Source organism: Pseudomonas sp. UBA6315, assembly GCF_002438125.1.
In the GTDB taxonomy this organism is placed as follows: domain Bacteria; phylum Pseudomonadota; class Gammaproteobacteria; order Pseudomonadales; family Pseudomonadaceae; genus Aquipseudomonas; species Aquipseudomonas faucium.
Genome location: NZ_DJTF01000179.1, coordinates 19759 through 46351, shown reverse-complemented (window position 1 = coordinate 46351; position 26593 = coordinate 19759). Strand labels below are relative to the sequence as shown.

Genomic DNA, 26593 nt, shown 5'->3' with positions numbered 1-26593 from the left:
GGCAGGTCAACCCTGTGAAGCCCACAGTGGATCGAGAGAAAGGCGATGGACGTCATCTGGCAAACGCTGCAAGCGGAATTCGCCGACATCACCGACGAAGCCGAAATCACCCGCATCCTCTTGCGCCTGTCGATGGCGGCGATCCTGGGCGCGGTGTTGGGTTTCGAACGCGAGAGCAAGGGCAAGTCGGCCGGTGTGCGCACGCACATGCTGGTGTCGATGGGCGCGGCGCTGTTCGTGCTGGCGCCGAGCATGGCCGGTGCTGACGAGCAGGCACTGAGCCGGGTGATCCAGGGCATCGTCGCCGGTATCGGTTTTCTTGGGGCGGGCACCATCTTGAAAGGCAATGGCCAGGACACCAGCCACGTCAAAGGCCTGACCACGGCCGCCGGGCTGTGGATGACCGCCGCCATCGGCACGGCAGCCGGCATGGGGCGCGAGGCCACGGCACTGATCAGCACCTTGCTGGCGCTGCTGGTGCTGGCGACGATGCCGTTGCTGGTGGACAAGCTGGAGGCACAAGAGGAGGACAAGCGCAGGGAGGAGGAGGGCAGGAAGCACTGAGGGGAGCCGAAGCTCCCCTCAAAGCGTTGTTGCCTGCTCTTTTATTATTATTGAAGACCGGCCTTTTGTTGTTTTTGTAAGCCTGCCTTGTGTTGCGGGCGACCCCCATGCGGGGTCAAGAGCAAACGTATTTTTTTGAGCGCTGACCTGCTGTCATCATGCTGATCCGATCCTGACTGCCGCTACCTGGAGGTAGTTTTGTTGTTCTGTGTCAGATCGCGGGGGCGAACCCCTGAAAAGCCTGTCGACTCCAAAAAAATCTGCTTGCTACGCCTCTGCCGTGTTGTTCTTGTTATGTCAGAGCCGTTACCTGTTGTTTTTATTGGGTGTCACGTTTTTTGTTGTTGTTGTACGAAAGATATAGCAGGTGCCGTGCCAACTTTTTAAAAGCCTTTAAAATCAATGGCTTGAGCAAAATGGCGAAAAACCGGTGGCCTGAAATTCTGTCGAATTGTTTCCCTGTTACCCGATTTTTTGCTGGAGTGGGCGGCAGCGGTAACACTGCACCCACACTCTTGTGACAACCGTGTGAATCACTGGGCGCTGCGTGCCCGCGCCACCCGCGAGCCGTTGGCCCGGCTCAGCACCTGGCTGATGCGCTGCCCGGCCGCGATCAGGGCGTCGAGGTCGATACCGGTTTCGATACCCAGCCCCTGCAGCAGGTACAGCACATCCTCCGTGGCGATGTTGCCGGTGGCGCCCTTGGCATACGGGCAGCCGCCCAAACCTGCCACGGAGCTGTCGAACACGCTGATGCCTTCGAGCAGGCTGGCGTACACATTGGCCAGGGCCTGGCCGTAGGTGTCGTGGAAGTGCCCGGCCAGTTGCGCGCGCGGCACAAGCGCCGAGACCACCTCGAACAGGCGGCGGGTATCGCCTGCGGTGCCGGTGCCGATGGTGTCGCCCAGCGACACTTCGTAGCAGCCCATGTCGTGCAGCGCCTTGGCCACCGGGGCCACCTGTTCGGCGCTGACCTTGCCTTCATAAGGGCAGCCGAGCACGCAGGAGACGTAACCGCGCACGCGCACGCCGTGGCTGCGCGCCGCCGCCATGATCGGTTCGAAACGGTTCAGGCTCTCGCTGATCGAGCAGTTGATGTTGCGCTGGGAAAACGCCTCGGAGGCCGCCGCGAACACCGCCACCTCCTTCACGCCCGCCGCCAGGGCGTCTTCGAAACCGCGCAGGTTCGGGGCCAAGGCGGCATAGGTAACGCCGGGGCGCTGGCTGATGGCGGCGAACACCTCGGCCGAACCTGCCATCTGTGGCACCCACTTGGGCGACACGAAACTGCCCACCTCGATGTAGCCCAGCCCGGCAGCGCTGAGGTCGTCGACCAGGCGCACCTTGTCGGCAACGCTGATGGGTTGGGCTTCGTTCTGCAGGCCGTCGCGGGGGCCGACTTCGACCAGGCGGACTTTTTCAGGCAAGGACATGGCGGGGTTCCTGTGGCGGGTCAACGGTTGTCGTTATTGTTCAAGGTGGCGGCCAGGGCCTGTTCGCAGCGCTCCTGGGCGGTGTCCAGTTCCAGTTGCATCTGGTGGATGTCGAGCATCTGCTGCTCCAGCTGGGCGCGGCGCTCGGCGATTTTCGCCAGCATGCTGTTGAGCTGCTTGAGGTTGCCGCTGCTGGGGTCGTACAGCTCGATCAGTTCGCGGCATTCGGCCAGCGAGAAACCGATGCGCTTGCCGCGCAGGATCAGCTTCAGGCTGACCTTGTCGCGGGGCGAATAGATGCGCTCCAGGCCGCGGCGCTCGGGGCTGAGCAGGCCCTGTTCCTCGTAGAAGCGAATGGCGCGGGTGGTGATGTCCAGCTCGCGGGACAGGTCGGAGATGCTGTAGGTCTGGCTGCTCATGCTCGGGCTCGGCGTGGGGTATGGCGGTATCCTGAGGGCAGGTTGACGTATACGTCAAGCAGGGCTGTGTCGGTTTTGCTGGCCCTATCGCCGGCAAGCCGGCTCCCACAGGTGCAGCGCAGAACTTGTGGGAGCCGGCTTGCCGGCGATAGGGCCGGAACAGGCAAAGCCATTCACTCAGGCTGCACCGAACGCCGATAGCCATTGGGCGTCTGCCCACTCAGGCGCTTGAAGAACCGCGCAAAGTACGTCGGGTCACTGAACCCCAGGCTATCGGACAGCTGCCCGATGCTCATGCGTGTGTACACAAGGTTGCGCCGCGCCTCCAGCAGCAGCCGCTGGTGCACCACCTGCAGCGCCGTCTGCGCGCACAACGCGCGGCACAGCTGGTTGAGCTGCAGGCTCGGAATGTTCAGGCGCGCGGCAAAGTCCTCCACCGACAGGTGCTCGCGGTAATGCGCCTCGACCAGGCGCAGGTACTGCCCCAGCAACTGCCGGTCACGCTCGTCGCGGTTGCGCGGCGCCTGGCCCTGTTGCTGGCAGCGGCTGATCCACACCATCAGCGCCGTCACCAGGGCTTCGAGCAAGGCCGCGCGCCCGGGGGCGTGGCCCTGGTACTCCTGCTGCAGGGTGTCGATCAGCTTGCGCAGGCGCCCGCGGTCCTGGCCCAGCGGGTAGCACGCCGCCTTGGCCAGCACGCCCAGCGGCGTGCCCAGGCGTTGTTCCAGGGCCGCCACCAGGGCCGTGCCGAAGGTCAGCACATGCCCCTGGATATCGGCGCTGAAGCGAAAACCATGCACCGTCAGCGGCGGCACCACCTGGATCGCCGCCTCGGCAATGACGCTGCGCACGCCCTCGATCTCAACTTCGGCCCGGCCGCGTTGCACATAAAGCAGCTGGAACAGCTCGGCGTGCTGGTGCGGCTTGATCTCCCAATGGTGCAGGCGGCTGCGCGCCGGGATCGACTCGCAATGCAGCAGGTCGGTGCCGGGCCAGGCCTGGTTTTCACCATAAAGCTGGAACAACGGGACGCCGGAAAGGGTGGATGGCATGGGCGAATGGCCTGTTCGTTAATCGAACCAATTTTGTAAAAGTGCAGTTTTCTTATGGAATAGCACACCTATTTGGCTGCTTTAGCCCTTAAAAATGCAAGTACAAAACACCTAACAACAAGAGACAACAACAATGAAGACTCAGGTTGCAATCATCGGCGCGGGCCCCTCTGGCCTGCTGCTTGGCCAGCTGCTGCACAAGGCCGGCATCGCCAACGTGATCCTCGAACGCCAGGCACCGGACTATGTGCTGGGCCGTATCCGCGCCGGCGTGCTCGAGCAGGGCACCGTCGACCTGTTGCGCGAGGCCGGTGTCGCTCAGCGCATGGACCGCGAAGGGCTGGTGCATGATGGCGTCGAACTGCTGGTCGGCGGCCGTCGCCAGCGCCTGGACCTCAAGGGCCTGACCGGTGGCAAGACAGTGATGGTCTATGGCCAGACCGAAGTCACCCGCGACCTGATGCAGGCCCGTGCGGCCAGCGGCGCGCCCATCTTCTACTCGGCCAGCAATGTCCAGCTGCATGAACTCAAGGGCGAACAGCCCTACGTGACCTTCGAACACGATGGCCAGCCGCAGCGCCTGGACTGCGACTACATTGCCGGCTGCGATGGCTTCCACGGCGTGTCCCGGCAGAGCATCCCCGAAGGTGTGCTCAAGCACTACGAGCGCGTGTATCCATTCGGCTGGCTGGGCATGCTGGCCGACACCCCGCCGGTCAACCCTGAACTGATCTACGCCCACCACGAACGGGGTTTCGTGCTGTGCAGCCAGCGCTCGCTGACGCGCAGCCGCTACTACCTGCAGGTGCCGCTGGAGGAGCGCGTCGAAGACTGGTCGGATGCGCGTTTCTGGAACGAGCTCAAGGCCCGCCTGCCGCAAGAGGTGGCGGCGCGCCTGGTGACCGGCCCGGCCCTGGAAAAGAGCATCGCGCCGCTGCGCAGCCTGGTGGTCGAGCCGATGCAGTACGGCCACCTGTTCCTGCTCGGCGACGCCGCGCACATCGTGCCGCCCACCGGTGCCAAGGGCCTGAACCTGGCGGCCTCGGACGTGAACTACCTGTATCGCATCCTGCTCAAGGTCTACCGCGAAGGGCGCACCGACCTGCTGCAGCAGTACTCGCCGCTGGCGCTGCGCCGGGTGTGGAAGGGCGAGCGCTTCAGCTGGTTCATGACCCAGTTGCTGCATGATTTTGGCGAGCACAAGGATGCCTGGGACCGGAAGATGCAGGAGGCCGACCGGGAGTACTTCCTGTCGTCGCAAGCGGGGTTGGTGAACATTGCCGAGAACTATGTGGGCTTGCCGTTCGAAGAGGTGGCTTGATGGTTGTGGGAGCGGGCTTGCCCCGCGAAGGGGCCAGCCCAGGCAGCGGAGCAAGCTGGCACGGGCTGCGCCCGTGTTCGCGGGGCAAGCCCGCTCCCACAATGCCCGCACCCACAAATCCCATTCCCACATTCGAGGGCCGCATCAGCTAGGGCCCAGCAACGCCACCAACTCCCGGTACCTATGTGGGCTTGCCGTTTGAAGAGGTGGCCTGACGGTCTTGCGCAACATGCAGATGTTCACGAAAACCTTGTGGGAGCGGGCTTGCCCCGCGAAGGGGCCAGCCCAGGCAGCGGAGCAAGCTGGCACGGGCTGCGCCCGTGTTCGCGGGGCAAGCCCGCTCCCACAATGCCCGCACCCACAAATCCCATTCCCACATTCGAAGGCCGCATCAGCTAGGGCCCAGCAACGCCACCAACTCCCGGTACCTATGTGGGCTTGCCGTTTGAGGAGGTGGCCTGACGGTCTTGCGCAACATCCAGATGTTCACGAAAACCTTGTGGGAGCGGGCTTGCCCCGCGAAGGGGCCAGCCCAGGCAGCGGAGCAAGCTGGCACGGGCTGCGCCCGTGTTCGCGGGGCAAGCCCGCTCCCACAAAGCCCATTCCCACAAAGCCCATTCCCACATTGAGGGCCGCGTCAGCTACGGGGCCAGCAACGCCACCATCTCCCGGTACCCGCGCTGGCGCGCATGTTCCAGGGCGGTGACCCCGTCCTTGTCGGCAATCTGCCGGTCCGCACCCGCCGCCAACAGCCGCCGCACGATCTCCACATGGCGCGGGCCGCCATCGCCGAGGATCACCGCCTCCAGCAGCGCGGTCCAGTGCAGGCGGTTGAGGTGGTCGACGTCGACCCCAGCATCGATCAGCAGCTGCACGGTCTCCACGTGCCCGCGTTCGGCGGCGGGGATCAGTGCCGTGCCGCCGTAGCGGTTGGTGCTCTTGAGGTCGGCGCCATGGGCCAGGGTCAGGCGCAGGATGTCGTTCAAGCCGCGGGCACCGGCATACAGGTAGGGGCTGTCGTCGATGTTGTCCTTGGCGTTCACATCGGCACCGGCCTCGATCAATGCCTTGGCCGCCGCCACCTGGTTGGCGTGGGTGGCAACCAGCAGCGCGGTGCGGCCCTGGTCGTCGCGCAGGTTCACATCGGCGCCTTGCTCGAGCAGGCGCTGCAGGGTGGTGGTGTCGTTGTGCGCGGCGGCGTTGTGCATGGCGGGCGTCTCGGCGAAGGCAAGGCTGGTGAACAAGGCAAAGGCTAGCGCGGTAAGTGGCAAACGCATTTCGCAGGCTCCTGTAATGTCTGCCGCAATCCTAGAAAATGCACGGCAGGGGTTGAAGTTAAGAATGTGCATGACCCACAGTGCCGTGCTGAATAGTTAAAGCAGGAAGCCTACCCATGAATTTTCCGACGCCACTGCTCGCCGCCTTGTGCCTGGCCGCCACCAGCCATGGCGCCCTGGCCGACCAAGCGCTGCCGGCGCCGCCGGAAGCCCAGTCCGGCTACCGCAGCGGCCTTGAGCCGGTGCACGCCAGCCGGCACATGGCGGCGGCGGCCAACCCGCTGGCCAGCGAGGCGGGGCGGGCGATGCTGCGCGCCGGCGGCAGTGCCATCGATGCGGCGATCGCCATGCAAATGGTGCTGACCCTGGTCGAGCCGCAATCGAGCGGCATCGGCGGCGGTGGCTTCATCCTGTACTGGGACGGCGAGCAGGTGCAGGCCTACGATGGCCGCGAAACGGCGCCGGCAGCGGTCACCGAAGCGCTGTTCCTGCAACCCGACGGCACGCCGATGCCATTTCGCGCTGCACAGATCGGCGGCCGTTCGGTGGGCGTGCCGGGCGTACTGCGGGCCCTGGAAATGGCCCACGCACAGCACGGCAAGTTGCCCTGGCGCGAGCTGTTCAAGCCGGCCATCGAGCTTGCTCGCAATGGTTTCGCGCTGTCCGAGCGCCTGCATACCCTGGTCAGCGAAGACCCGTTCATCGCCGCTTCGCCGGCCATGGCGCGTTACTTCCTGGACAGCCAGGGCAAGCCGCTGGCGGTCGGCACCGTGCTGCGCAACCCCGAGCTTGCGCGCACCTTCGAGCAGCTGGCAGAGCAGGGCGTGGATGCCTTCTACCATGGCGAGATCGCCGAGGCGATGGTGGCCCAGGTGCGTGGCCATGCCAACGCCGGGCAGCTGACGCTGGACGATCTGCGCCAGTACCAGGCAAAGGCCCGCGACCCGGTATGCGGCCCCTACAAGGCCTGGCAGATCTGCGGCATGCCGCCGCCGTCCTCGGGTGGGGTCGGCGTGTTGCAGACCTTGGGCATCCTCGAGGCCGTGCAGCGCGCTTCAGCGCAACGCGACCTGGTCCATCAAGCGCCGCGCCAGGTGGCCTCGGCCGCCGGCCTGGAACCCACGCCGCTGGCGGTGCACCTGGTGGCCGAGGCCGAACGCCTGGCCTTCGCCGACCGTGCCCAGTACCTGGCCGACAGCGACTATGTGCCGGTGCCGCTCAAGGCGCTGATCGACCCGGCGTACCTGGCCGGGCGCGCCACGCTGGTCGGCGAGTACAGCATGAAGCGCGCCCGCCCGGGCACACCGCAAGGCGCCAACCTGGCGATGGCCCCGGACCGCTCGCCGCTGCGCATCTCCACCTCGCACCTGTCGGCCGTGGACGACAGCGGCCAGGCCCTGGCCATGACCACTTCGGTGGAGGCGGCATTCGGCTCGCACCTGATGGTCAAGGGCTTTTTGCTGAACAACCAGCTCACCGACTTTTCCTTCATCGCCCAGGAGAACGGCAGGCCCGTGGCCAACCGCGTCGAGCCCGGCAAGCGGCCGCTGTCGGCGATGGCGCCGACCCTGGTGTTCGCCCGCGACTCCGGTGAGCTGGTGGCCAGCCTCGGCTCCCCCGGCGGCTCGCAGATCATCGGCTACGTGAACAAGGCCCTGGTCGGCCTGCTGGACTGGAAGCTCGACCCGCAGCAGGCCGCCAACCTGCCCAACTTCGGCAGCCGCAATGGCGGCACCGAAGTCGAGAAGGAGCTAGCCAGCCCGGCATTGATCCGGCAGCTGGCGGCGTGGGGGCATGAGGTCACGCCACTGACCATGACCAGCGGCATGCAGATCATCCAGCGCAGCGCCGACGGCTGGTTGGGCGGCGCCGACCCGCGGCGCGAGGGCGTGGCGCTGGGCGACTAGGCGTGGTAGAAGTCAGCCTTGCCATTTGTAAGTTGAATACCAAGATGTCCATCAGCGTGAAATCGAATAGAGCCCTGTTCGACCTCGACCTGCTGCGCGCCATCGTCGTGGTGGCCGATTGCGGCAGCTTCACCACCGCCGCCACGCGCCTGCACTCGACCCAGTCGACCATCAGCCAGAAGGTGCGCCGCCTGGAGGACATGGTCGGCCACCGCCTGCTGGTGCGCGGCAACCGCGACGTGCTGCCCACCGACGCCGGGCAGACCTTGCTCGGCTACGCCCGGCACATGCTGGCGCTGAACGACCAGATGCTCGAAGCCCTGGCCGGGGCCATGGTCGGCGTCACCGTGCGTCTGGGCGTGCCCGAGGATTTCGTTGGCGGGCGCACCACCAACGCACTGTCGGCTTTCAACCGCCAGCACCCCCAGGTCAAGCTGGAGGTCACCAGCGGCCTGTGCCGCGACCTCAGCCAGGCCTACGACAACGGCGAGCTGGACCTGGTGCTGCTCAAGCAGCGGCGCAATACCCGCGAGGGCGTGGCGTGCTGGCCCGAACGTTTGCAGTGGATCGACAGTGCGCGTATTCCGGCCTTCGAACTCGACCCTATCCCGCTGGTGACCTTCCCGCCGCGGGGGCTGTACCGCGAGGACATGATCAGTGCCATCGAAGGCATGGGCCGGCGTTGGCGCATCAGCTTCACCAGCTCCAGCCTCAGCGGCATCCAGGCGGCGGTGGCCGATGGCATGGGCATCAGCCTGCTGCCGCCGCGCGCGGCCAGCGGTGAGCATCGGGTGCTGGGGGCTGCCCAGGGGTTGCCGGAGGTGGACAGCTACGAAATCGTCATCGTCCACCGGCCGACGGCGGATGTGATGGTCATGGCGTTGGCCGAGGTGATGACCGAGTTGCTGGCGGGCGGGGAGCTCTGATGCCTGTGCCGGCCCCATCGCCGGCAAGCCGGCTCCCACAGGGCTCTGTGGTGTACCTGTGGGAGCCGGCTTGCCGGCGATTGGGGCCACCACAACCCTCAAGGCATCCCCAACCACTGCGGCAGCGCCAGCGAAATGAACGGCACATAGGTCACCAGCACCAGGAACAGCAGCAGGATCGACAGCCACGGCAGCGCCGCGCGAATGGTCTGCCCCAGGGTCAGCCCGGTCACCGCCGAGGTCACGAACAGGTTCAGCCCCACCGGCGGGTGCACCAGGCCGATCTCCATGTTCACCACCATCACGATGCCCAGGTGAATCGGGTCGATGCCCAGCTTCATCGCGATCGGGAAGAAGATCGGCGCCAGGATCAGGATGATCGCCGACGGCTCCATGAAGCTGCCGGCCACCAGCAGCACCACGTTGACCATGATCAGGAAGCCGATCGGCGTCAGCCCCTCGGACAGCACCCACTGGGTGATCTGCTGGGGGATCTGCTCGGTGGTCAGCACATGGGCGAAGAGCATGGCGTTGGCAATGATGAACAGCAGCATGATGGTCAGCCGGCCCGACTCCAGCAGCACCTTGGGGCAGTCGCGCAGGCGCATGTCCTTGTACACGAACAAGGCGATGAACGCCGAATACACCGCCGCCACGGCCGCCGCTTCAGTGGGGGTGAAAATGCCGCTGTAGATCCCGCCAAGGATGATCACCAGCAGCAACAGCCCCCAGAACGCGCGCCGCGCGGTGCTCAGCCACTGGGCGAAACTGACCCGCGGCTGCGCCGGCAGCTTCTTGATCCGCGCCACGATGTAGATCGTCACCATCAGCGCCACGCCCAGCAGGATGCCGGGCACCACGCCTGCCATGAACAGCTTGCCCACCGAGGTTTCGGTGGCGGCCGAGTACACCACCATGACGATCGATGGCGGAATCAGGATGCCCAGGGTGCCGGCGTTGCAGATGATGCCCGCGCCGAACTCGCGTGGGTAACCGGAGCGCACCATGCCGGCCACCGCGATCGACCCCACCGCCGCCACCGTGGCCGGGGACGAGCCCGACAGCGCGGCGAACAGCATGCACGCCAGCACCGCGGCAATCGCCAGGCCGCCACGGATGTGGCCGACGCAGGCGTTGGCGAAGTCGATCAGGCGCTGGGCCACGCCGCCGGTGGTCATGAACGCACCCGACAGCAGGAAGAACGGGATGGCCAGGAAGGTGTAGCTATCGGAAGTTTCGAACAGCTTGATCGCCAGCGAGCTCAGCGAGTCCTGGCTGAACATCAAGATCGACAGCGCCCCCGACAAGCCCAGCGAAATCGCGATCGGCACGCCCAGGAACATGAACACGAACAACAGCAGGAACAGGCAGATGACCGTCATTGGTGGTGCTCCTCACCCGGGTTGGCCAGCTTGCTGGCTTCGGCGGCCTCGTCGGCCAGGCCCAGGCCGTATTGGCGGTGGGTGAACAGGCGGTAGAAGATCTCCAGGTAGCGCACGATCACCAGGGCGAAGCCCAGCGGCACGATCAGCGCGATATGGCCGATCTTGATGCCGTAGCGGTCGAGGTCTTCGGCGCCGATGCCGGCCACCAGCACCGCGCTCACCCACTTGATGCTCGCCACCAGGAACAACCCGGCATAGGCCAGGCAGCAGGCGCAGGCGAGCATCGCCAGCACCCGCTGCACCGGCTTGCGGGTGCGCCGCACCAGCACGTCGACGCCCAGGTGCCCGGCCGTGCGCACGCCATAGGCGATGCCGAAGAAGATCAGCCAGCCGAACAGCGCCTTGGTCAGGGCGATGCTCCAGGTCATTTCCTGGGCGTAGCCCATCAGGTGGTCGCCGATGCCCAGCAGCAGGTCGCTGGCCAAGGCCCAGTGGTCACTGAGGGTGTAGAACAGGGTGTAGAGGTTGTTCAGCGCCACGTAGAGGAAGGTCACCAGAGTCATGGCGGCCAGCAGGAAGGCGATCATGCCTTCCTCGAAATGCTCCCAGATGCGCCTGAGCGATTGCATAGGGTTTCTCCAGACAGAGAGAGGGCAGGCCACCCGGGGGCGGGTGGCCAGGGCAGGGCGCAGCAGGGGTCAGGACGGCTTGTTGGCGTCGTCGGCGGCCTTGATCAGGTCGGCGCCGATCTGCCCGGAGAACTTGTCCCACACCGGGCGCATCGATTCACGCCACTGCTGGCGCTGCTCGGCGGTGAGCGGGTCGATCTCGCTGGTCTTGGCGTCGAGGATCTTCTGCCGCGAGGTCTGGTTGAGCGCTTCGGCCTGCTTGTTCACCTCGACGGTGACCTCGTCGATGATCGCCTGCAGCTCGCCGCGCACATCCTCGGGCAGGCTGTTCCAGAACTTGGCGTTGGTGATCACCATGTAGTCGATCAGGCCATGGTTGGTCTCGGTGAAGTATGGCTGCACCTCGTTGACCTTCTGGCTTTCGTAGTTCGACCAGGTGTTCTCGGTGCCGTTGACGGTGCCGGTCTGCAGGCCCTGGTAGACCTCGGCGAAGCTCATCTTGCGCGGGTTGGCGCGGATGGCCTTGAACTGCTCCTCGAGCACGCTGGAGGCCTGCACGCGGAACTTCAGGCCACGGGCATCCTTGGGCAGGATCACCTTCTTGTTCGCCGACAGCTGCTTGAGGCCGTTGTGCCAGTAGGCCAGGCCACGGATGCCCTTGTCTTCCATCGAGGTCAGCAGCGCCTTGCCCTGCGGGCCTTGCTGGAAGCGGTCGACGGCAGCCAGGTCATCGAACAGGAACGGCAGGTCGAAGATCTGCACCTGCTTGTTGTAGTGCTCGAACTTGGCCAGCGACGGCGCCAGCATCTGCACGTCGCCCAGCAGCAGGGCTTCCATTTCCTTGCCGTCGCCGAACAGTGACGAGTTGGGGTAGACCTCGACTTTTACCTTGTCCTTGAGTTGCGGGTCGGCGGCGACCAACTTCTGGAACATCAGCGCGCCCTGGCCTTTGGGGGTGCTGTCGGCCACCACGTGGGCGAACTTGATGATGATCGGGTCGGCGGCCTGGGCCAGGCTCGCCATGGACACAGCAGCGGCGCAGAACAGCGCCTGGGTCAGCTTCAACATCGATGTCACCTCTGATTTATTGTTGTAGGAGGGTTGAGGGTAAAGATGGACCAATGGCTTGTGTGTGGAGAATCAGCATTTGTGTAAGGCGGCGTTCGGCTGGGGTGAACGCCAGCACCGGCCCTATCGCCGGCAAGCCGGCTCCCACAGGTACACCGCAGGCCCGCAGTTTTTGTGGGAGCTGGCTTGCCAGCGATGGGGGCGGCAGCTTCAACCCCGTTGCCCGGCCAGCAACCGCTGCGCGCGCAACACCACCGGCGCATCCACCATCTGCCCCTCCAGCTGGAACGCCCCGGCGCCATTGGCCGCCTCGCTGGCAGCCACCACCTTGCGCGCCCAAACCAGCTCATCGGCACTCGGCGCCAGCGCCGCATGGATCACCGCCACCTGCCTTGGGTGAATGCACAGCGCCCCGCCATAGCCCATGTCGTAGGCATGGCGCATCGCTCGCTGCAAGCCTTGGGCATCGTCGATCGCCGGGTACACCCCATCCAAAGGCGCCAATAACCCCGCCCCCCGCGAATGCAGCTGCACTGCCATGCGCGCCTGGTCGAGAAACTGCCGGGCCGCCGCGCTTTCGGTGTTCAGGTCCAGGTCCAGCGCCAGGTCCAGGCTGCCGAACGACAAGCGCTCGACACCTTCGGCCTGGGCAATCTGCGGCAACGCCAGCAGCCCCTTGGCGCTCTCGATGATCGGCCACACCGGCTTGCCGGCATGGCGCGCCACGGCCACTTGCGCCGCGTTCTCGACCTTGGGCAGCAACAGCCCGGCCACACCTGGGTGCTGCGCGCAGAACGCCAGGTCAGCACGGTGCTGCGCATGCTGCGGGGCATTGACCCGCACCCACACGGCCGCTTGCGGCGTAGCTTCAAGAAACGCCGCCAGGTGCTCGCGGGCCTGCTGCTTCAGCGGCTCCTCCACCGCATCCTCGAAGTCGACGATGACCGCATCGGCCCCCGCCGCCAGCGCCTTGGCAAACCGCTCGGGCCGGCTGCCGGGCACGAACAGCGCCGAACGCACCCGGCTCATACCACACCGCCCGCAGCCAGGTCGGCTTGCTCGCCTGCGCTGAAACCCAGCTCGGCGAGGATGCCCTGGGTGTGCTGCCCCAGCGCCGGCACGGCGTCCATGCGCGGGGTGAAGGCGCCATTGCGCCCCGGTGGCAGCAACGCCGGCAGCTTGCCGGCCGGGCTGTCCACTTCGCGCCAGCCATCGCGGGCCTGCAGCTGCGGGTGCTGCCACACCCCGTGCATGTCGTTGACCCGGGCATTGGCGATCTGCGCCTGCTCCAGGCGCGCGACCACCTCGTCCAAAGGCAGGCTGGCAAAGCCATCGATGATGATCTGGCGCAGCACGTCGCGGTTTTCCGAGCGCTTGAAGTTGGCGCTGAAGCGCTCATCGCTGGCCAGTGCCGGGTCGAGCAGCACCTTCTCGCAGAACACCGCCCATTCCCGCTCGTTCTGCAGGCCGAGCATGATCGTGCCGCCACCGCCGGTGGGGAACGGCCCGTAGGGGTAGATGGTCGAGTGCGCAGCGCCGGCACGCGGCGGCGGTGACGCGCCGTCGTAGGCGTAGTACATGGGGTAGCCCATCCACTCCACCAGGCTTTCCAGCATCGACACGTCGATGCGGCTGCCGATGCCGGTCTTGCCGCGCAGCATCAGCGCCGACAGCACGCCGGTGTAGGCATACATGCCCGCCGCGATGTCGGCGATCGAGCAGCCGGCCTTGGCCATTTCGTTTTCGCCCGGGCCGCCGGTCACCGAGAGAAAGCCGCCTTCGCTCTGGATCAGCAAGTCGTAGGCCTTTTTCTTTTCATACGGGCCGCCTTCGCCGTAGCCGGAGATGTCGCACACGATCAGCTGCGGAAAGCGCGCATGCAGGGCTTCGAACGACAGCCCCATGCGCGCCGCCGCACCCGGCGCAAGGTTTTGCACCAGCACGTCGGCCTTGGCCAGCAGCGCGTCGAGGATGCCGCCGGCGGCCTCCTGCTTGAGGTCGAGGGTGAGGCTTTCCTTGGAGCGGTTGGTCCACACGAAATGCGAGGCCAGGCCGTCGACGCGCTGGTCGTAGCCACGGGCGAAGTCGCCGCTGCCGGGGCGTTCGACCTTGATCACGCGGGCGCCGAGGTCGGCCAGCTGGCGGGTGCAGAACGGCGCGGCGATGGCGTGTTCCAGGCTGATGACGGTGATGCCGTCGAGCGGGCGGGGTGATGCTTGAGTCATGGGGTCACCTCAGTGCAGGTCGGCCAGGGAGCGGGCATCGCGCAATTGCCACACGCGCTCGATCAATGCCAGGCCCTGGGCCGGGCTGCGCGCGCCGGAGAAGGCCAGCAGGCGCTGGAACTTGGCTTCCAGCTCCGGGCGCGACAGGGTATTGCCGGGGTCGCCCTTGGGCTCGTCGATGGCCGCGTGGAAGCTGCGGCCATCGTTGCAGGTGACCTCGACCCGGCCCAGCCAGCGGGCCGGGTAGGCGGCGTCCACTTCAGGGTCCAGCTGCATCTGCACCTTGTCGCGAAACGCCGCCACCTGCGCATCGTTCAAGGCCAGGTCGCGAAACTCCAGCAGCTGCGCGCTGCCGTGCACGGCGATCAAGCCGAGCACGGTGCCCATGGAGAACTTGGCCTGGTGCACCGTGGTGGGCGTGGTGACCCGGCCCAGCACATCGATCGCGCCCTGGTGCACGCGGGTGACCACCTTGGCGATATCGCCATGGCCCAGGCCTTCACGCGCCATCAACTGCAACAGCGCATCGGCGGCGGGGTGGGTGTGGCGGCACGAGGCATGGAACTTGAACGAGGTTTCCACCAGCGCCCAGCGCGTGCCCAGGCGGTCGCTCAGACGCGCCGGGTCGGCATCGCTGGACATGCCGGCGGCCAGGCCTTGCTCGCCTTCGAGGATATTGCGCGCCCCGCTCAGGCCATCGGCGGTCAGGTACGCGGCCAGCAGGCCGTCGGCGGCGGCCTTGGCGGTGTGCAGCTGCTTGGAGTCGGCCGCGTCGCGCAAGAATTCCCACAGGCCGGCCGCCTGGGTGCCGGCGCTGCCGAGCAGGTTGATGAACTGCTCCCGATCGAAGCCCAGTAGCTTGCCCACCCCGACCGCTGCGGCCAGGGTGCCGACCGTGGCGGTGGTGTGGAAGATGCGGTAGTGCGAGCGGCCGAGGAACTCACCGATGCGGATGCCCGCCTCATAGCCGGCCACCGCCGCCAGCAGCAGGTCCTGGCCGGACTTGCCCAGGTCCTGGGCGGCTGCCAGCACGGCGGAGAACACCACGGTGGCGGGGTGCAGCACGGAGCTGTTGTGCAGGTCGTCCTGCTCCACCAGGTGCGAGGCGGCGCCGTTGACCAGGGCGGCGAAGTAGGGCGAAGAGGTGCCTCCGCTGGTCAACACCCGCGCACGGCCCTGGGCCGGGCCCATGCGCTGGGCATAGCGCTCGAACAGCGGAATCGGGTGCGCACCCTGGCTGGCCAGGGCCGAGCCCAGCCAGTCGAGGAACAGGTCTTCGGTGCGGTCCAGCACGTGGCCGGGGATCTGGGCGTAGCGCAGGTCGGCAAGGAAGCCTGCGAGCGCGTGGGTATGCTGCATGTTCAGGCCCTCAGAAGCTGCGCGGCAGTTCGAGCAGGTGCTCGGCCACGTAGGACAGGATCAGGTTGGTGGAGATCGGCGCCACCTGGTACAGGCGGGTTTCGCGGAACTTGCGCTCGACGTCGTATTCGCAGGCGAAGCCAAAGCCGCCGTGGGTCTGCAGGCAGGCGTTGGCAGCTTCCCAGGAGGCCTTGGCGGCCAGGTACTTGGCCATGTTGGCGCTGGCACCGGCGTTTTGCCCGCTGTCGTACTCGGCGCAGGCGCGCCAGCGCATCAGGTCGGCCGCCTCGATTTCGATATGGGCCTCGGCGATGGGGAACTGCACGCCCTGGTTCTGCCCGATCGGGCGGCCGAACACCACGCGGTCACGGGCGTACTGCGCGGACTTTTCGATGAACCAGCGGCCGTCGCCGATGCATTCGGCGGCGATCAGCGTGCGCTCGGCGTTGAGGCCGTCGAGGATGTACCTGAAGCCTTTGCCTTCTTCGCCGATCAGGCTGCTGGCCGGAATCCTGAGGTTGTCGAAGAACAGCTCGTTGGTCTCGTGGTTGACCATGTTGGCGATCGGCTGCACGGTGAGGCCGTTGCCGATGGCTTCGCGCAGGTCGACCAGGAAGATCGACATGCCTTCGGACTTCTTCTTCACCTCGGCCAGCGGCGTGGTGCGCGCCAGCAGGATCATCAGGTCGGAGTGCTGGATGCGCGAGATCCACACCTTTTGGCCGTTGATCACGTACTCATCGCCCTGGCGCACGGCGGTGGTCTTGATCTTGGTGGTGTCGGTGCCGGTGGTGGGCTCGGTCACGCCCATCGACTGCAGGCGCAGCTCGCCGCTGGCGAGCTTCGGCAGGTACTGGCGCTTCTGCTCCTCGCTGCCATGGCGCAGCAGGGTGAACATGTTGTACATCTGCCCGTGCACGGTGCCGGAGTTGCCGCCGCAGGCGTTCACTTCTTCGAGAATCACCGAGGCCTCGGCCAGGCCCAGGCCGGAGCCACCATATTGCTCGGGGATCATCGCCGACAGCCAGCCGGCGTCGGTCATGGCTTTGACGAAGGCCTGCGGGAAGCTTTTTTCTTCATCGATCTTGCGCCAGTAACTGGCGTCGAATTCGGCGCACAAGGCGCGCACGCCTTCGCGGATGGCAGTGAGGTCATCGCTGTCGTACGTATGCATGCGGGTGTTCTCTGTCGGGTATCAGTCGAAAAGCACGTCGGCGCTCTGTGCCACGCCATCGGCATTGCCGGCCCATAGCTGGGCCTGGCCAGGCGCGCTGATGCGCCCGGCCACCGCAAAGGGCGTGGGCACGGTCAGCGGGCGCACGCCGCGGTAGGCGAAGTGGCGCACCTGCTTGCCGGGGTTGGCGCGGATGAACGCGCGCAGGTTCAAGGTGGCGATCATCGGGCCGTGCACCACCAGGCCGGGGTAGCCTTCGGTGTCGGTGACATAGGGGTGGTCGTAGTGGATGCGGTGGCCGTTGAAGGTCACCGCGGAGTAGCGAAACAGCAGGGTCGGGGTGGGCACGACGGTTTCCTGCCAGTCGCCGGGCGCCTCGGCAGCGGCGCTGGTCAGCTTGGGCGGGTTGGGCTCGCGGTAGACGATGTCCTGCTCCTCGCGCACGCAGAGCTGGCCGTGCTGCGAGTAGTCGTGGCGCACGGTGACGAACAGCAGCGCGCCGGTGCGGCCGTGCTTTTCCTCGATGTGCACGATGGTCGACAGGCGATGGGCCTCGGCGCCGACCTTCAGCGGGGCGATGAACTCGACCCGCCCACCGGCCCACATGCGGTTGCGGTTGTCTGCCGGGGGCAGGAAGCCGCCACGGGCCGGGTGGCCGTCGCCGCCCAGTTGCGCCTCGGCCACCGGCTCCTGGAAGAAGCACCACATCCACAGCGCGGGCAGCGCTTGGCCGACGGCGGGGGCGGTTTCGCCGAAGGTGGCGGCAATGCGCTTGATCAGGTTGCGGCTGAGCTCATCGACGGCCTCTTGCGTGCGGCCGATCCAGGCGCTGTAGTCGATGGGCGGGGGGGAAGCAGTCATAACCATGGGCCTCTGCATTTGTTGTTATGGACCGATCATGCGAGGCGCCTGGCATTCTGTGAATTTGCATTTGTGTAAGGCAGCGTTCATGTATGCTGAACGCCATGTTTTTGCCTGTACTGGCCTCATCGCCGGCAAGCCGGCTCCCCCAGGTGCCGGGATGAGGCCAGTGACCACCAGCGGAGCCTCACATGCATTTCGACCTGGCAGACCTGCGGCTTTTCATCCACATCGGCGAATCGCCGAGCCTGACCCAGGGCGCACGCCGGGCGTTCCTCTCGCCGGCCGCCGCCAGCGCGCGGATCAAGGCGCTGGAGGCGCAGCTCGACACGCGCCTGCTGTACCGCGACAGCCGTGGCGTGGAACTGACCCCGGCGGGGCACAAGCTGTTGACCCACGCCCGCCTGATCATGCGCCAGGTGGACTACCTGAAAGCCGAGTTCACCCAGTTCGGCACCGATTCGGCCGGGCATATCCGCATCTTCGCCAACACCACGGCGGTCACCGAGTTTCTCCCCGAAGTGCTGGCCGGCTTTCTCGCCAAGCGCCCCGGGGTAACGGTCGACCTGCAGGAGCGCCTGTCGCGCGACATCGTGCGCGGCGTGCTCGATGGCAGCAGCGACATGGGCATCATCGCCGGGCCCGTGGAGGCCAGCGGCCTGCAGGTGATGCACTTCAGCACCGACCGCCTGGTGCTGATCGTGCCGGTGGGCCATGAGCTGGCCTCGCGCACGCAAGTGACGCTCAAGCAGACGCTGGCGTTCCAGCACATCGGCCTGCACGAGGGCAGCACCTTGCTGAGCTTTTTGCGCGACCACGTCGAGCGCATGGGCCTGAACCTTTCGCTGCGTATCCAACTGTCCAGCTTCGAGGCGATCTGCCGGCTGGTGGAGGCGGGGGTGGGCATCGGCATCCTGCCCGAGTCGGCGGCGCTGCGGCACAGCCAGACCATGAACTTGGTCACCATCAGCCTCGACGAGCCGTGGGCGGTGCGTGAGCGCAGCATCCTGGTGCGCGAGCTGGACGCGCTGCCGGGCACGGTGCGGGCGCTGATCGCGACCTTGATGCCCGATGGCGCGGTGCAGGCCTGACAAACGTTAGAAGAACGTGCGCTGGGCCTTGAGCGTGACCACGCTCTCGCAGTAGCTGTTCATGCCCGCGTAGGCCTCGCAGCCACCGCCACTCAAGTCGGAGTTGCTGTAGATCAGGTTGAGGTCCAGCCCAAGCCAGGGGCGCGAGAGCTCCAGCGACCAGTCGGAAAACCCGTTTACCTGGCTGCCGTCGCCGATGGTGAACGGCGTGCCCAGGCGATGGTGGGCGAGTTTTACGGTGAGGTCGACGTTGAACAGCGGCAGCCGGCCAAGGTCGGCGAACAGGGTGCCGGTGCGGTTGCCCGGGTTGTCGCGCAGGGCCCCGCCGAAGCGGCTGCCGAGCACCGAAATGCCGCCGTACAAGGCATAGCTGTCGGCGTTGGCGATGTTCGGCTGGCTGTAGTGGATCAGCCCCACCTCGTAGCCCAGGGTGCTGTCGAAGTGGTGCTTGTAGCCCAGGTAGTTGTCCAGGCGCAGGGTAGAGTCGGGCGTCACGCCCATGCTCGGTGCGTACTGGCCGATGTACCAGCCGCTGGGGTGGCTGAGGTCCAGGCCGCCGTGGAAGGCGCCGAGCGCGGTCGGCGAGATCAGCCCCTGGGCCATGCTGCGCGAAGGGGTGGTGCCGAGGGTGAAGTCGAAGTCGCCGAGCTGGCGCTGGATCTGCTGCGCCAGCAGCGCCGGGCTGAACAGCAGGGCCGCACTCAGTATCAGCAGGGGCCGGGTCATGGTCACCGTCCTGGGAAGCTTGCACTTGAGCGGCAAAGGATACCTGCCCAGGCCGGCGACGAAAACCTTGGGGCCTGTTTCAGAGCGGCTGGGCGATTTCGATCAGGTTGAGGTCTGGGTCGCGCACGTACACCGAAAGAATCGGCCCGGTCGCCCCGGTACGGGGCACCGGCCCCTCGATGATCGGCCACTGCGCCTGCAGCAGGTGCTCGATCACCTGCTCAAGGCCCACCCGGGTGATGAAGCACAGGTCCAGGGCGCCCGGCACCGGCAGGTGGGCCTTGGGCTCGAACTCCTTGCCGCGCACGTGGATGTTGATCTTCTGGTTGCCATACAGCAGCGCCAGGCGGCCGGCGCCGAAGGTTTGCAGTTGCATGCCGAGCACGCGGGTGTAGAAGTCGGTGCAGGCATCGACGTCGCAGGTGGTGAGTACCAGATGGTCCAGGTGATCGATCATGGGCTACCTCAAGGCGTGGGGACTGACGTCGCGCAGTCCGGCCCGGGCCATCATAGTGCACTGGGCCACGCTTTCGACAAGCCCGCGTGTGGAACGCCCAGCCTTTGCTACCCTTACATTCCACGCGGTTTGACCCCAAGGGGAACTGTGATGCGCAGGCCATTGCTCTACGTCGTGACGGCTGTGCTTTGCCTGGGAGGCGTTGGCGCCTACTTGCTGGCGCGAAACCCTGCAACCCCCGCAGCCCCCGCACCTGCAGCGCCCGTTGCCGCTGCGCCAGTGGCGGCGCCGCCAGCCCCACCACCCCCGGCCGCCGAGGCGCCAGCGCCCAAGCAGGCGGTGTTCGACCAGGCGCAACTTGCCCAGATGATGGCGCCGATTGCCCTCTACCCCGATGCGCTGCTGGCCCAGGTGCTGATGGCCAGCACCTATCCCGGCGAGGTGACCGAGGCGGTGGCCTGGTCCAAGGCCAACCCCAAGGCCCAGGGTGACGACGCGGTCAAGCAGGTGGCCCAACAGCCCTGGGACCCGAGCGTGCAAGCCTTGGTGGCGTTCCCCCAGGTGCTGGCGCTGCTCGGCCAGGACCCGGTCTGGGTGCAGCGCATGGGCGATGCGTTCCTGGCGCAGCCTGACGAGGTGATGGCCGCGGTGCAGAGCCTGCGCCAACAAGCCAAGGCGGCCGGCAACCTGCAGAGCAACCAGTACCAGAACGTCACGGTCAAGGTCGCCGCGCCCGCCGCCAGCGCAGGCTCGGCCAGTGCCCCGGCCAGCAGCACGTCGAACATCATCATCGAGCCCGCCAACCCCCAGGTGGTGTACGTGCCCAGCTACAACCCGACCACCACCTACGGCACCTGGGCCTACCCCGCGTCGCCGCCGGCCTACTACCCGCCATCGCCCTTGTACACCGCCGGCACCGCGCTGATGGCGGGGCTGGCCTTCGGCACCGGCGTTGCCATCGTCAATTCGCTGTGGGGCGACTGCGACTGGGATGACCACGATATCGACGTGAACGTGAACCGCTACAACAACATCAATGCCAACAACCGCATCGGCAACAACCAGGGCAAGTGGCAGCACAACGCCGTGCACCGCGACGGCGTGCCCTACCGCGACAGCCGCAGCCGCGAGCAATTCGGCCGCCAGCTGGACGGTGCCAGCCAGCGCGCGGCCTTCCGGGGCGACGATGCCCAGCGCGCCGAGGCCCGTGACCGCGCCCGTGGCTCGATGGACCGGGCCGGTATCGAGCGGCCGGCCAACGTCAACCAGGATGCCCGTGACCGCGCCCGTGCCTCGCTGGACCGGGCCGGCATCGAACGGCCCGCCACCAGCAACCTCGAAGCGCGCGACCGGGCGCGCGAGGCGCGGGCCGAGCAGCCGCGCGTGGCAGACCGCCGCCAGGACACCCGCCCCAGCCGCGACAACCTGCAGGCGAGAAACCAGAACCCGCAGCTCAACCAGCGCCGCCAAGGCGAAGGCCAGGCACGCCAGCAGCGTGATATCCGGCCCAACAATGCCGCCGGCAGGGCGCGCAACAATGCCTTCGATGGGGTCCGTTCGCCTTCGCGCACCAGCGCCCAGGCCAACCGCGGCCGTGTCAGCCAGCAGCTTGCCCAACGGCCGAACAACGCGCGCGCCTCGGGGCACACCATTTCCCGGCCCAGCGCGCCTGTGCGCCGCGGTGGTGGCGGAGGAGGCCGTCGATGAAACGCATGAGCATGCTTGCCCCCGTGTTGTTGGCCATGGCGGTGGCCTGGCCGTGCTGGGCCGCGACCCAGGAAGCCTTCCCGACCCCGGAAAAGGCCGTGGAGTCGCTGGTCGCCGCGCTGGGCACGGAGCACGCCGACGAAGCGCGCCTGGCCCAGTTGTTCGGTGAAGACTGGCGCACCTACATCCCCCGCGAAGGGGTGCAGCGCAGCGACGTGGATGCCTTCCTCAAGCAGTACCACGAGCAGCACCAGATCCAGGCCCAGGGCGATACCAAGGCCATCCTCGCGGTGGGCAGCGAACACTGGACCCTGCCCATCCCGCTGGCCAAGGCGGCCAACGGCTGGCACTTCGACCTCAAGGCCGGCAGTGCCGAGATCCGCGCCCGGCGCATCGGCCGCAACGAGCTGGGCGCCCTGCAATCGGTGCTGGCCTACCACGATGCGCAGATGGACTACGCCGCCAAGGACCGCAACGGCAACGGTGCGCTGGAGTACGCGCAGCACATCTTCAGCACCCCCGGCAAGCACGATGGCCTGTACTGGGAAGACGAAGCCGATGGCGAGGTGAGCCCGCTGGGGCCGCTGTTCGGCCAGGACCGGGTCGGTGACGACTGGTACGGCTACCACTTCCGCATCCTCGATGGCCAAGGCCCCTCGGCCCCCGGTGGCGCCTACAGCTACCTGATCGGCGACCAGATGAGCCGGGGGTTTGCCCTGATCGCCTGGCCCGCCAAGTACAACGACACCGGGGTAATGAGCTTCATGATCAGCCATGACGGCCAGGTCTTCGAGAAAGACCTCGGCCCGCAGAGCGACAAGCTGGCCAAGGCCATGAAGCGCTTCGACCCGGATGACAGCTGGAAAGAGGTGACCGAAGACGCCAGTGATTGAGCCGCGCTAGCGGCCCAGCAACTGCCCCAGCAGCCACTGCCCGGCGGGCCCCAGCGCACGTTGCCGCGACCAGGCCGCGTCCATGGCCACCCGCCGTGGGTAGCCCGCCACCGGCAACTCCACCAGGCCCGTGCCAAAGCGCGCCACCAGCGCGGTGGGCAGCTCTGCCCAGCCAAAGCCGCGCACCGCGAATTCCAGCAGCGTCAGGTAGTCCGGCGCCGACCAGGCCTGGCCGCGGCCATGGTGCAGGCTCGGCGCGTAGGTCTTCATGTACAGCTGGCGCTCGCTTTGCAGGTCCTGTGGCTGCAGCATCGGGCGTTTCGCCAAAGGGTGATCGCAGCTCACGTAGAGCCTGAATTCGGCCTGCTCGGGCAAGCGCGCCACCTGCACGTCGGCGGGGTAGTGCTGCTGGGCGGCGAGGATGCCGATCTGCGCCAGCCCCTGCTGGACCAGTTCGACCACATCGGCGTCTTCGGAGGGGCCCCAGCGCAGTTCGGTGTGGGGGTACAGTTCGGCGAACAGGCTCATCGCCGCCCCTTGCGAGGCCACGCTGTAGCTGTCCGACATCACCACCGACAGCAGCGGCTCGACCTGGCCGGCCAGGCGCACGGCCAGGGCATCGAGGCGCGCGCTGGCATCGAGGATCGCCTCGACGTGGCCCAGCACCTGGCGCCCGGCGGCATTGAGGGTGGGGTGGCGGCCGGCGCGGTCGAACAGCGGGCAACCTACGTCGGCCTCGAAGTTGGCGATGGCGATGCTGATAGTCGACTGGCTCTTGCGCAGCTTGCGCGCCGCTGCGGAGAACGAACCGAGGGCGGCGGCTTCGACGAAGGCGACCAGAGCTTCAGGCGAGTAGCGCATAGGTATGGGGCAAACCGATAGGTAATGTGCTGCGAGTATCGGTTCCATCAACGTAAAAGTGAAGGGCGCATCCGTGCGCCGTCAGTGCCTGCAGGCGGCGCGTACCTCGCGGGCGGTGCAGCCGAAGTATTGGCGAAATGCCCGGGTGAACTGCGCCTGGTCGGCAAAGCCGCAACGAAACGCCAGTTCGCCAATCGGCAGGTGGCATTGCGGGTCGCGCAGTTGCCGGTGCACCGCCTCCAGGCGCTGCTGGCGCACCCATTCACCCAGGGTAAAGGCGGTGCTGGCGAACAGCTTGTGCAGGTAACGCAAGGAAAGCCCGCAGGCGCTGGCGATGGCTGGCGGCGACAGCTCGGGGTCGGCCAGGTTCTGCAGCACGTAGTGCTCCACCCGGGTCAGGTGCAGGGTGCTGAGGTTGGACCCTTCACTGCCCAGCACACGCTCGTCCTGCTGCAGCGCCAGCAGCAAGGTGGCCATGGCCTGCTCCAGCAGCAGGTGGCGGGCAACCAGCGGGTTGGCGTCGAAATGCCGGGCACACAGGTCCAGCTGCTCGACGAAGATCTGCCCCAGCCCCTGGGTGGCATCGAAACAGTGGCGGGTGTAGCGCCGGTGCCCGCGCAGGTGGCCCTTGAAGGCACTTTCCGGAAGCTTGAGCACCCACAGGTCGTTTTCGGCGCCGTAGTGGAAGCGATACGGGGCATCGCCGCGCTCGACGATGAAGCCGCCGGGGCGGCAGCTGAGCTGGTGGCCGTCCTGTTCGAAGTGCACCTCGCTGCGGCTGGGCACGGTGACCAGGTAGAACGCCTCGCGGTCCTGGCCCACCTGCGCCTTGCTGCGCGAATAGCCCAGCCGGCTCGAGCGCAGGCGCGACAGGCTGCAGGCGGTGCTGGGTGTGCTCCAGCGTTGCAGGTGGCCATCGAAGGGTTGCTCGGCGGCGAACGCCAGGCTTAAAGGGAAGTAGGTGTCGCTGACGGCTTCGGCCCAGCGCGCCTGGCGCTCGGGCAAGGCCCAGCTGTGGGTGGAGATTTCGGTCGGCATGGTCGGTCCTTTTTCAAAGAGGGCAGCATTGAAAAAAGGAACTGCTGGCAAGCTACTCAAGCAGCTCTTGTTATTGTGCACGCCACCCGGCAGCGCGAGGCTGCCGGGCGGGTACGAGCGCCGACCACTGTATCAGGCGACAGGTGTCAGCCGGTAGGTCGCCGAGGGTTCCAGGCAGGCCTGCCAGCCCGGCGGCACGACGATGTTGGTGGTGTCTTCTTCGATCACGCAAGGGCCGCGCACGGTTTGCCCCGCCAGCAGGTGGCTACCGTTGAACACCGGCGTTGCCTGCCACGGGCCATCGGCGCTGAAGCGCATCGGCCGCTGGCCCTGCGCGGTGGCCACGGCGGCTTCGGCAGGAGCTTGCAGCAGCGGCTGGGGCGGGCGCGGCAGGTGGCCGATCACCGAACATTCCAGGTTGACCAGCTCTACCGGGCTGCCCGGCTCGCTGTAGGAGTACAGGGTCTGGTGGCGCTGGTGGAACGCCTCGATCAGCGCGCCAAGGCCGTTGCTGTCCAGCGCATCTTCCTGCCACTCCACGCTGCACTCGTGGATCTGCCCGGCGTAGCGCATCTCCAGGGTGTAGTGGCAACTGCTGGCCTGGTCGCCGAAGCCGTCTTCGCGCAGGTTGGCCATACCCTGCTGGCGCAGCTCGGCCAGCGTGCGGTTGAGCAGCGCCAGGTCGGCGTGCGCCGCGTCCAGGCGCATCGACAGGCTGGTGAGCTGGTCGTAGCGCACATCGGACAGGATCTGGCCAAAGGCGCACAGGCCCGAGGCCACCTTGGGGATCAGCACGGTGCGCATGCCGATTTCCTCGGCCAGGCGCACCACGTGCATGCCTGCCGCGCCGCCGGCACCGATCAGGGCGAAATCACGCGGGTCGTGGCCGCGCTCGATGGAGACGCGGCGAATGCCGTTGACCATGTTCAGGTTGACCAGGGTGATGATGCCCAAGGCGGCGCGCTCCACGCTGATGCCCAGCGGTTCGGCGACCTTGCTGCGGATGGCCTCGAGCGCGGCCTGGCGGTTCAGGCGGATGCTGCCGCCCAGCAGCGCGCCGTCGGCCAGGTAGCCCAGCACCAGGTTGGCATCGGTCACCGTCGGCTCGCTGCCGCCCTTGCCGTAGCACACAGGCCCCGGCGTGGCGCCGGCGCTGCGCGGGCCGACCTGGAGCATGCCCAGGGTGTCCAGCGAGGCGATGGAGCCACCGCCGGCGCCGAGGGTTTCCACCTGGATCATCGGCACGCCGATGCGCTGGCGCAAGAAGTCCACGTCCTTGCTGAAGTTGGTGCGCCCGGCGTTGGTCAGGGTGATGTCGAACGAGGTGCCGCCCATGTCCACGGTGATGACGTTGTCGATGCCGAACGGCTTGCCCACCGCCAGGCCGGCCTGGGGGGCCGAAGCCGGGCCTGAGTTGATCGCGTTGACCGCCCGTTCGCGCATCAGGTGGCCGGGGGCCAGCCCGCCGTTGGACTGGAAGTAGCGCACCGGCTGGTGAGCGCCGAGCTCTTCGAACAGCGCGTCGATGCGCGCCACGTAGCGGGCCATCACCGGGCTCAGGTAGGCGTTGACCACGGTGGTGGAGGTGCGGGTGTACTCGCGGATCTGCGGGAACACCTCGACACCAGTACAGACGAACACCCCCGGCAGCGCGGCGCGCACCAGCTCGGCGGCGCGCTGTTCATGGCGGGGGTTGCGCACCGACCACAGGAACGAAATGGCCACCGCCTCGACGCCCTCGGCGCGGAAGTACTCGATGGCCTGGTGCACGGCCTGTTCGTCCAGCGGGCTGTGCTCGCGGCCATCGCCCAGGATGCGCCCGCCGATGGGCCGGCGCAGGTGCCGCGGCGCCAGCATGAACGCCGGCGGGTAATGGGCGTCGTAGCGGTGGCCTTCTTCTTTGTGGCCCAGGCGGATTTCCAGGCTGTCCTCGTGGCCTTCGGTGCACAGCAGGCCGACCTTGACCCCGGTGCGCTCGATCAGCGCGTTGAGGGCCACGGTGGTGCCGTTGATGCACAAGTCGCAGTTGGCGATCACCTGGGCCGGGCTGAGCCCGGTGGCGTCGGCGATCTGTGCAAGCCCGGCGCGGATCGCCAGGGTGCCGTCGTGCGGGGTGGAGGGGGCCTTGAACAATTGCACGCCGCCGTCGCGGTCGGCCAGGATGAAGTCGGTGAAGGTGCCGCCGGCGTCGATGCCCAGGCGATATTGGTTGCGCATGTT

At 66.9% G+C, this 26593-nt stretch carries 24 protein-coding genes; 7 read left to right on the top strand and 17 right to left on the bottom strand.

Annotated elements, in window-relative coordinates; all coding sequences use genetic code 11:
• Positions 1-45: 45 nt before the first annotated feature.
• Positions 46-564, top strand: a complete 519-nt coding sequence (locus B3E94_RS20930) for an MgtC/SapB family protein (RefSeq protein ID WP_176517246.1) — start codon at positions 46-48, stop codon at positions 562-564.
• Positions 565-1097: 533 nt separating this feature from the next.
• Here the strand turns inward: B3E94_RS20930 and B3E94_RS20925 are convergent.
• The 3 genes from B3E94_RS20925 to B3E94_RS20915 form a co-directional block, all read right to left on the bottom strand.
• Entirely contained in the window at positions 1098-1997 is a 900-nt protein-coding gene (locus B3E94_RS20925) for a hydroxymethylglutaryl-CoA lyase (RefSeq protein ID WP_286915004.1), read from the bottom strand.
• A gap of 20 nt (positions 1998-2017) precedes the next feature.
• Entirely contained in the window at positions 2018-2416 is a 399-nt protein-coding gene (locus tag B3E94_RS20920; RefSeq protein WP_176517248.1) for a MerR family transcriptional regulator, read from the bottom strand.
• A gap of 173 nt (positions 2417-2589) precedes the next feature.
• A complete protein-coding gene (locus B3E94_RS20915; protein WP_286915003.1) occupies positions 2590-3468 on the bottom strand; it encodes a helix-turn-helix domain-containing protein in 879 nt (292 codons plus the stop codon).
• Positions 3469-3601: 133 nt separating this feature from the next.
• Between B3E94_RS20915 and pobA the strand changes: the two genes are divergently transcribed.
• On the top strand, positions 3602-4789 hold the full coding sequence (gene pobA, locus B3E94_RS20910) for a 4-hydroxybenzoate 3-monooxygenase (RefSeq protein ID WP_286915002.1): 1188 nt from the start codon (positions 3602-3604) through the stop codon (positions 4787-4789).
• A 641-nt stretch (positions 4790-5430) separates the two neighbouring features.
• Here pobA and B3E94_RS20905 read toward each other — a convergent pair.
• Entirely contained in the window at positions 5431-6066 is a 636-nt protein-coding gene (locus B3E94_RS20905; protein ID WP_236236106.1) for an ankyrin repeat domain-containing protein, read from the bottom strand.
• Positions 6067-6182: 116 nt separating this feature from the next.
• Between B3E94_RS20905 and ggt the strand changes: the two genes are divergently transcribed.
• Both ggt and B3E94_RS20895 read left to right on the top strand, forming a co-directional pair.
• Positions 6183-7973: a gamma-glutamyltransferase gene (gene ggt, locus B3E94_RS20900; RefSeq protein WP_286915001.1), complete on the top strand. Its 1791-nt coding sequence runs from the start codon at positions 6183-6185 to the stop codon at positions 7971-7973.
• A 44-nt stretch (positions 7974-8017) separates the two neighbouring features.
• Positions 8018-8899, top strand: coding sequence for a LysR substrate-binding domain-containing protein (locus B3E94_RS20895; RefSeq protein ID WP_286914999.1), 882 nt, complete (start codon positions 8018-8020; stop codon positions 8897-8899).
• 98 nt (positions 8900-8997) lie between these two features.
• Here B3E94_RS20895 and dctM read toward each other — a convergent pair whose 3' ends face one another.
• From dctM to B3E94_RS20855, 8 genes are all read right to left on the bottom strand, one after another.
• Positions 8998-10281, bottom strand: coding sequence for a C4-dicarboxylate TRAP transporter large permease protein DctM (dctM, locus tag B3E94_RS20890; protein WP_286914998.1), 1284 nt, complete (start codon positions 10279-10281; stop codon positions 8998-9000).
• Positions 10278-10913, bottom strand: coding sequence for a TRAP transporter small permease (locus tag B3E94_RS20885; protein WP_286914997.1), 636 nt, complete (start codon positions 10911-10913; stop codon positions 10278-10280). The genes dctM and B3E94_RS20885 overlap by 4 nt, the downstream gene beginning before the upstream one ends.
• A 69-nt stretch (positions 10914-10982) precedes the next feature.
• Positions 10983-11981 carry a TRAP transporter substrate-binding protein gene (locus B3E94_RS20880; RefSeq protein WP_236236103.1) on the bottom strand — a complete coding sequence of 333 codons (999 nt, stop codon included), beginning with the start codon at positions 11979-11981 and terminating at the stop codon, positions 10983-10985.
• A 210-nt stretch (positions 11982-12191) separates the two neighbouring features.
• The gene (locus B3E94_RS20875) at positions 12192-13010 is read right to left on the bottom strand and encodes an HpcH/HpaI aldolase/citrate lyase family protein (RefSeq protein ID WP_286914995.1); all 819 of its coding nucleotides are present in this window, start codon (positions 13008-13010) and stop codon (positions 12192-12194) included.
• Positions 13007-14206, bottom strand: coding sequence for a CaiB/BaiF CoA transferase family protein (locus B3E94_RS20870; RefSeq protein ID WP_286914993.1), 1200 nt, complete (start codon positions 14204-14206; stop codon positions 13007-13009). The genes B3E94_RS20875 and B3E94_RS20870 overlap by 4 nt, the downstream gene beginning before the upstream one ends.
• 9 nt (positions 14207-14215) lie before the next feature.
• Positions 14216-15565: an MmgE/PrpD family protein gene (locus B3E94_RS20865; RefSeq protein WP_286914992.1), complete on the bottom strand. Its 1350-nt coding sequence runs from the start codon at positions 15563-15565 to the stop codon at positions 14216-14218.
• A gap of 10 nt (positions 15566-15575) precedes the next feature.
• Entirely contained in the window at positions 15576-16739 is a 1164-nt protein-coding gene (locus B3E94_RS20860) for an acyl-CoA dehydrogenase family protein (protein ID WP_236236099.1), read from the bottom strand.
• 21 nt (positions 16740-16760) lie between these two features.
• Positions 16761-17600: an FAS1-like dehydratase domain-containing protein gene (locus B3E94_RS20855; RefSeq protein WP_286914991.1), complete on the bottom strand. Its 840-nt coding sequence runs from the start codon at positions 17598-17600 to the stop codon at positions 16761-16763.
• Positions 17601-17791: 191 nt separating this feature from the next.
• Here B3E94_RS20855 and B3E94_RS20850 point away from each other — a divergent pair, with 191 nt between their 5' ends.
• Positions 17792-18691, top strand: a complete 900-nt coding sequence (locus tag B3E94_RS20850; protein WP_286914990.1) for a LysR family transcriptional regulator — start codon at positions 17792-17794, stop codon at positions 18689-18691.
• A gap of 6 nt (positions 18692-18697) precedes the next feature.
• Here the strand turns inward: B3E94_RS20850 and B3E94_RS20845 are convergent, their stop codons facing one another.
• Both B3E94_RS20845 and B3E94_RS20840 read right to left on the bottom strand, forming a co-directional pair.
• Entirely contained in the window at positions 18698-19417 is a 720-nt protein-coding gene (locus B3E94_RS20845; protein ID WP_176513208.1) for a TorF family putative porin, read from the bottom strand.
• Positions 19418-19496: 79 nt separating this feature from the next.
• A complete protein-coding gene (locus tag B3E94_RS20840) occupies positions 19497-19874 on the bottom strand; it encodes a VOC family protein (protein ID WP_286914989.1) in 378 nt (125 codons plus the stop codon).
• Positions 19875-20024: 150 nt separating this feature from the next.
• Between B3E94_RS20840 and B3E94_RS20835 the strand changes: the two genes are divergently transcribed.
• Together B3E94_RS20835 and B3E94_RS20830 are read left to right on the top strand one after the other, a co-directional pair.
• Positions 20025-21581, top strand: coding sequence for a DUF3300 domain-containing protein (locus tag B3E94_RS20835; RefSeq protein WP_286914988.1), 1557 nt, complete (start codon positions 20025-20027; stop codon positions 21579-21581).
• Entirely contained in the window at positions 21578-22474 is an 897-nt protein-coding gene (locus B3E94_RS20830) for a DUF2950 domain-containing protein (protein ID WP_286914987.1), read from the top strand. Before B3E94_RS20835 ends, B3E94_RS20830 begins: the two co-directional genes overlap by 4 nt.
• A 6-nt stretch (positions 22475-22480) precedes the next feature.
• Here the strand turns inward: B3E94_RS20830 and B3E94_RS20825 are convergent, their stop codons facing one another.
• The 3 genes from B3E94_RS20825 to B3E94_RS20815 all read right to left on the bottom strand — a co-directional run bounded on the left by B3E94_RS20825 (position 22481) and on the right by B3E94_RS20815 (position 26590).
• On the bottom strand, positions 22481-23335 hold the full coding sequence (locus B3E94_RS20825) for a LysR family transcriptional regulator (RefSeq protein ID WP_236236093.1): 855 nt from the start codon (positions 23333-23335) through the stop codon (positions 22481-22483).
• An 81-nt stretch (positions 23336-23416) separates the two neighbouring features.
• Entirely contained in the window at positions 23417-24373 is a 957-nt protein-coding gene (locus B3E94_RS20820) for a helix-turn-helix transcriptional regulator (protein ID WP_286914986.1), read from the bottom strand.
• 132 nt (positions 24374-24505) lie between these two features.
• Positions 24506-26590 carry a hydantoinase/oxoprolinase family protein gene (locus B3E94_RS20815; protein ID WP_236236092.1) on the bottom strand — a complete coding sequence of 695 codons (2085 nt, stop codon included), beginning with the start codon at positions 26588-26590 and terminating at the stop codon, positions 24506-24508.
• Positions 26591-26593: the final 3 nt, after the last annotated feature.